Genomic DNA, 6,000 nt, shown 5'->3' on the forward strand with positions numbered 1-6,000 from the left:
TGAAGGGACTCTTTTCGATTTTTTACCGGCAACAATTCGGATACCAGGCTCATGGCAGGAGTTCCAGGTTGTACTCAGAGCTTTTTTCGAGCATAGTGGCGTCATGGGTTCCTGTGACAGCGAAACACACCATTTCGCCCCACAGGCACGGTATTCCCAACCAGCCGCTTCCCAAAGGGGCCGGTTGCCGCAAACAGTATTTTCACCAACCCGCATCCGCCCTGCGGGTGCTCGAGAGAGAACAGTATGCATGTTATCTTGGATTTATGTATTGTCCCCCTGGGGGTCGGTGTTTCAGTGTCCGCCTATGTGGCCGAATGCCACCGGATCATTCAGACAACCGGCCTGAAAACACAACTGCATGCCTACGGTACCAACATCGAAGGCGACTGGGACGCGGTCATGGCCGCGGTCAAACAGTGTCATGAGCGCGTGCACGCAATGGGCGCACCACGGATCACCACCACCATCAAACTTGGCACCCGCACCGACCGCAGCCAGTCCATGGCCGACAAGGTGCAAAGTGTTCACGATCAACTGACCTGAACAAAGCATCCGATCCGCGGGGCCACAAGCGCCTGAACCCGTTTGTTCGTGGCCGTTTGATTAAAGTAGACTTTTATCGGACGGTTACGGCCAATGAAGATGGCGTGCGGACCAACACCTCCGAAGGGCGGCTGGTGAGGGTGAAGAACCAAGAATATCGTCATGTTTTTAATCTGATTACAGAAAATCAGAGCAAAAACAAGAGGTCAGCCGTCACGGATTCAGCGGAGGTAAAAGCTCGCCTGGAAGGGACATAGCTTGCCCAGGAGTACAACCCGCCCAATGCAAGCTTTGCTGTCAATCCCTCTTCAGTACCCGCTCCAGAGCCTCTTTGAGCACCGCTTTCTGATACGGTTTCCGCAAGAAGACCTGTGGGCGTTCCCGATCGCCACTGGCAAGCACTTTGGACTCGTCATGACCACTGACCAGGATCACCGGAATGTCAGGACGAATCCGTCGCAGGGCCGCCATCAATTCCCAACCATCCATCCGCGGCATGCTCAAGTCCGAAAGGACAACCCGCACCTCGTCAGCATGTTGAGTGAACATATCCACCGCCTCGAGTCCGTCTTGTGCCACCAATACCTCGTAGCCCAGGCGGGTGAGCATGGTTGCCGCCATCTCCCGCATCATCGCATGGTCCTCAACCAGCAGAACAGCGCCTTCCCCTGCCGGAGCCAATGAAGGGGCGGCCGCATCTTGCAGGCAAACACTCTCCTCTGGTATGGGCAAAAACACCCGGAAGGCACAACCCTGACCCTTGCCGCTTGTTACGGTGATCGCGCCACCATGCGCCTTAACAATACCCAGGACCACGGGCAGCCCAAGACCACGCCCAGTGAACTTGCTGGAATAAAAAGGATCAAAAATTTTATCGATATCAGCCGGCGCTATCCCGCCGCCAGTATCGGCAACTTCCAGGCAGGCGTACTGGAACCCCACGCCGTGCCAGTCCAGGGGGAAACGATGTTCTGCCGGAATTGCAGCCTTTGCAACGATGGTGACGGTCAAGGCCACTGTTCCCTGGTTTTCACCAACAGCCTCCCAGGCATTCGTCACCAAATTGGTCAAGACCTGTTGGACCTGACCGACATTGCCACGAATAAACGGACCATGGGATGGGGCTTTGACCTTGAACTGCAGTTCCTTGGGAACAATTGCCTGCAGCATGGGCAGAGTTTGCCGGCAAACCTCACCCAGATCAAGTAATTCGTGCCGACCTGTTTGCTGACCGAGATACGAGAGCATCAAGCCACTGACTTCCGCCGCGTTACGGGCTCCCTGCATGGCGGCAACGAGAAACCTGCTGGTTACTGATTCAGCAGGCAGGTCTTCAATGGCCATCTCCAGGTTTCCCATCACCACGCCGAGCTGATTGTTGAAGTGATGCGCTATGGCTCCGGCCATCTGCTTCAGACTTTCGGCCTTCTGCAGGTTCCAGTGTTTTCTTTCGAGCTGAGCATGTTCCTTCTCGGCTTGCTTCCGTTCAGTTATATCGAGTCCATGGCCGATGTAACCGAGAAAAGCTCCATCGCTGTTGTACCGGGGTCCTCCCTCATCCAGTATCCATCGATAGGTACCGTCGTTACGACGCAAACGGTATTCCACTGTGAAGCCGGATCGCTGGTCAAATGCATCACCGTATGTCTGCCATACATGCTGGCGATCTTCCGGGTGCACACCCATCAGCCATCCCATACCGGTTTCCTCGCCAACAGATCTCCCGGTAAATTCACAACGAATCCCATTGACGAAATCAAAAAGCTTATCCGTGCCCGAGGTCCAGATCAGCACTTGCCCGGAATTTGCCAGACTTTTGAAATTCTGCTCACTTTCACGAAGTTGCCCGAGATTTTCACGGAGTTGACGATCCAGGCCATGCCGGTTGAGAGCCACCTGGAGGGTGGCGGCAAGCTCCCGTTCGGACACGGGTTTAATCAGAAAGCCGTAAGGTGCGGCGACTTTGGCCTCTTCCAGCAAGGGATCATGGGTGAGACCGGTCAAAAATACGACCGGAATATCCGATGTCCTGTACAATATTTCAGCTGTGGCAATACCGTTGATGGTCCCGGCGAGATTGATATCCATCAGGACCAGATCCACCTGGTTATCAGCCAGAAAGGCCAAGGCCTCCTCACCTGAAGGAACGGGACCGGTTACGGTATACCCAAGACGGGCAATCATATCTTCGAGAACCATGGCCAGAATGGCCTCATCTTCAACGATGAGGATAGTGGCGGCAGAGGTCATACATTTCTCCGGTTATAAAACGCAATGTCCGGTATCAACAATCACACCAGGCCATGGACGTACCGATGCACATCACCACCCACCGCACAGGACACCGCGTCCCGCCGACGGAAAGACCCTTGATCTGCATTAAAACGAACAATCCGCGGGAGCGAACATCGACGTTCCATCCGTCCTCCCTTGATCATTTCTTCATTTAATCATGGTATCCACCGCAATCGAGCTCTGCAACTCATTTTCCTTCACACGAGCAGGTGATGAGCAACGGCGACAAAGGCCTGAAAACCTGGACGCGGTTTTTCCCCTCGCCGGCCCCCCTTGCAACATCCTGAATCCGTGACGGCTGGACGCTTGTTTTGGATATATCTTGCTGTAATCTAATTATAATTTTAGCAGAATTCTTAAAGAGAACCTTCACCAGCCACCCTTCGGGGCGTCCGTGCGCACGCCATCTTCATTGCCCGTAATTATCCGATAAAGTGTACTTTAATCGAACGGCCACGAACAACGAAGCTGACGCACGGACGAACGCTCACGGATTCAGGCTACCCTTTGGCACGGGCATTCATTCGTTCGATAACCGCGTCCGCGTTTTCCGGGTAGAGTTCCCGAAGGCAGTCGGGACACAGTCCGTGGCTGAAGCTGGTATCCGTATGGGCAGACAGGTATGCCTCAAGTCGAGACCATACTCCCTTGTCGTCCCGAACATTCCTGCAATGGCAACACATGGGCAGGATGGAACGTAAGGTCTTGATTTCTGAAAGGGCACACTGTAATTGGTGGTTTTTCTCTCGGAGAAGGTCCATTTGCCGACTGTTGGCCAGCGCTATTGCCGCCAGATCGCCAAAAACCATGGCGATTTCGGCATCCTCATCCGTGAAATCCGCAGGTTTGTTGGCCAACCCCATAAGGCCCACCGTCTTCCCGTCAATGTTCAGAGGCGCGAACATCACGTTCTTCAGAGCAGCATGGCCATCGGGCATATATTTCACCCATTCGCTCTTCATAAAATCGTTATCATACGTGGCGCGGTGCGTCTCATAAGCAATGGAACGGAGCCCGCGAATGGGCATGGGCAATTCCGGCGCAACTGAACATGGGACCCCACCGGCTTCAAGAAAGAGGACTTCGTTCTCCTGACCGTCCTCGCTGAGAAGTGCAACATAACCGGATACCGCACCGGTTATTTCCCGGCAATGATCGAAGATCGCGCGGGCTGCATCGGTGAAATTCTGTTGTCCTAAGATTGCGCGCGCCCCACTGACCACGGCATCGAGTTTTGCTGCAGCCGTGGATTTGGCATCTAATGTCATTTGTTTCCCTATCTTTCTCACTTGATGGCTTGGTAAAAGTCACCCGCAGACTGTTATCGAAAAGAACCCGTCGGCGGGAGTATTTGTTCATGGCTGGCATGTTCAGGCATCGTCTCCGGATAGGCTCAGTCGGAAACACTAAACCATGGAAATGTACCCGGTGAACGGCTCGAAACAATGGTTCTTTTCCCGTACTCCTTCACCCCGAAGATATTTTCAGGCGAGAGAATACGATATCTTATAATAACTATTACCATGTTTTTGGCTGATTGACCAGCCTGGTAACAAATATCCTGAATCCGTGACGGCTGGGTTCTTGCTTTGGACATATCTTACTGTAATTAGATTGTAATTGCATTGGAATCCTTGACAACACCCTTCACCAGCCACTGAGTGCTCACCCCCTCATTTTATTTGTATTTCTCTTGCACAGGCGCTTCCACAAGGGCACAATAATTCTATATCCACCCATTCTTCCGGTATATCAACTTGGCTGTCCTCTTTTCATAAACGGGATAGAGAGGCAAAAAACAGCTTCTGCCTCGAATTTCTCGATACACGCCGCCAATTTCCTGCCAGATGCCCGCATCATGGGTGAAAAAGGGGTAGACGTCTGCAAACGGGACAGCAGCGGAACTGCTGGGGCAACTAGACCCAACCGCATGCTATCGCCCGAGCAATACCAGGGGGACTGCTATCAAGAGGAAGAAAAGCCATGAGCGAAACGCGGCAAAACGCCGGGCAGTCGCCCTTCAACCCTTCGACGCTGCACAAACAGGCCAAGGAGTAAGCCTAACCATGCAACCGCCCCCTCTGTCTCCACAAACCCCGGAAGAATGCCAACGGTTCATCCACGAACTGCAGAACCGCCAGATCGAACTGGAGAGACAGAACAAGGAGCTTCTCGTCGCCCAGGCCCGGGTCGAAGCCGAGCGGGCCCGCTATTTCGACCTCTATGACCAGGCCCCGGTGAGCTACATTACCCTGTCCGAGCAGGGCCTGATCCAGGAGGCCAACCTCACCCTCGCCACCCTGCTGGGTACGGCACGCGATACCCTGGTCAACCAGTCGTTCTCCCGTTTCATCCACCAGGATGACCAGGACATCTACGACCTGCATCGCAAGCAACTCCTGGCGACAGGTACCCTCCAGAAATGTGATCTCCGGCTGGTCAAGCCCAATGGCGGGTATATCTGGGCACATTTGAAGGCAACCGCCGCCCAGGCGGATGACGGTGCGCCTTTATGTCGTGTGGTACTGACTGATATCAGCGATTACAAGCGTGAGAATGAGGCGCTCCGGGAAAGTAAGGAGCGTTTCCGGAAATTGGTTACAAGCGCAAACAGCGTGATTCTTCACATGGACAGCGAGGGGCGTATCACTTTTTTCAATGAGTTTGCGCAACGGTTGTTCGGCTATACCGCTGAGGAGGTGCTTGGCCGGAGCGTTATGGAAACCATTGTACCCAAAACAGACATCACCGGCGTTGATCTGCACAACATGATTCTGGATATTGTCCGCCACCCCGATTCATATGCACAGAACGAGAATGAAAATATGCGCCGTGATGGGAGTCGCGTATGGATATCCTGGACCAACACCCCCATCTTCAATGACGAGGGAGATGTATACGAAATATTGTGCATTGGCAACGACATCACCGAGCGCAAGCGTGCCGAGGAGGAGAACAAGCGGTTCAGGACTATTGCGGACAACGCGGTTTATGGTAAGGCGATTGCCAACCTTCAAGGCCATTTGTTGTACGTAGTGCCTGAACTAAAACTCAAAAACAACAATAAATCAAGTTGTTGTCACCATGCTCCAGACATGAAGAAAATGAGAGCATGAATAACGACGAGAGCCGTTAATAGTGTAACATATTGATTACTAT

General features: G+C 53.2%; 4 protein-coding genes. 2 read left to right on the plus strand and 2 right to left on the minus strand.

The window, feature by feature from the left end; genetic code table 11:
* Positions 1-246 precede the first annotated feature (246 nt).
* Positions 247-546, plus strand: a complete 300-nt coding sequence (locus JWG43_RS09375) for an MTH1187 family thiamine-binding protein (RefSeq protein ID WP_205242652.1) — start codon at positions 247-249, stop codon at positions 544-546.
* Between the two features lie 297 nt (positions 547-843).
* On the opposite strand, the gene JWG43_RS09380 is transcribed toward JWG43_RS09375, so the two are convergent.
* Entirely contained in the window at positions 844-2,796 is a 1,953-nt protein-coding gene (locus JWG43_RS09380) for an ATP-binding response regulator (RefSeq protein ID WP_205242653.1), read from the minus strand.
* Between the two features lie 545 nt (positions 2,797-3,341).
* On the minus strand, positions 3,342-4,109 hold the full coding sequence (locus JWG43_RS09385) for a GAF domain-containing protein (protein WP_205242654.1): 768 nt from the start codon (positions 4,107-4,109) through the stop codon (positions 3,342-3,344).
* A gap of 798 nt (positions 4,110-4,907) precedes the next feature.
* Between JWG43_RS09385 and JWG43_RS09390 the strand changes: the two genes are divergently transcribed.
* Positions 4,908-5,957 carry a PAS domain-containing protein gene (locus JWG43_RS09390; RefSeq protein ID WP_205242655.1) on the plus strand — a complete coding sequence of 350 codons (1,050 nt, stop codon included), beginning with the start codon at positions 4,908-4,910 and terminating at the stop codon, positions 5,955-5,957.
* The last annotated feature ends 43 nt before the right edge of the window (positions 5,958-6,000 follow it).

The organism is Desulfobulbus alkaliphilus (assembly GCF_016918545.1).
GTDB lineage: Bacteria > Desulfobacterota > Desulfobulbia > Desulfobulbales > Desulfobulbaceae > Desulfobulbus > Desulfobulbus alkaliphilus.

Excerpts from the sequence above, each read along its gene's own strand:
- JWG43_RS09390 (WP_205242655.1), top strand. The coding sequence starts at position 4,908 with ATGCAACCGCCCCCTCTGTCTCCACAAACCCCGGAAGAATGCCAACGG.
- JWG43_RS09380 (WP_205242653.1), bottom strand. The coding sequence starts at position 2,796 with ATGACCTCTGCCGCCACTATCCTCATCGTTGAAGATGAGGCCATTCTG.
- JWG43_RS09385 (WP_205242654.1), bottom strand. The coding sequence starts at position 4,109 with ATGACATTAGATGCCAAATCCACGGCTGCAGCAAAACTCGATGCCGTG.
- JWG43_RS09375 (WP_205242652.1), top strand. The coding sequence starts at position 247 with ATGCATGTTATCTTGGATTTATGTATTGTCCCCCTGGGGGTCGGTGTT.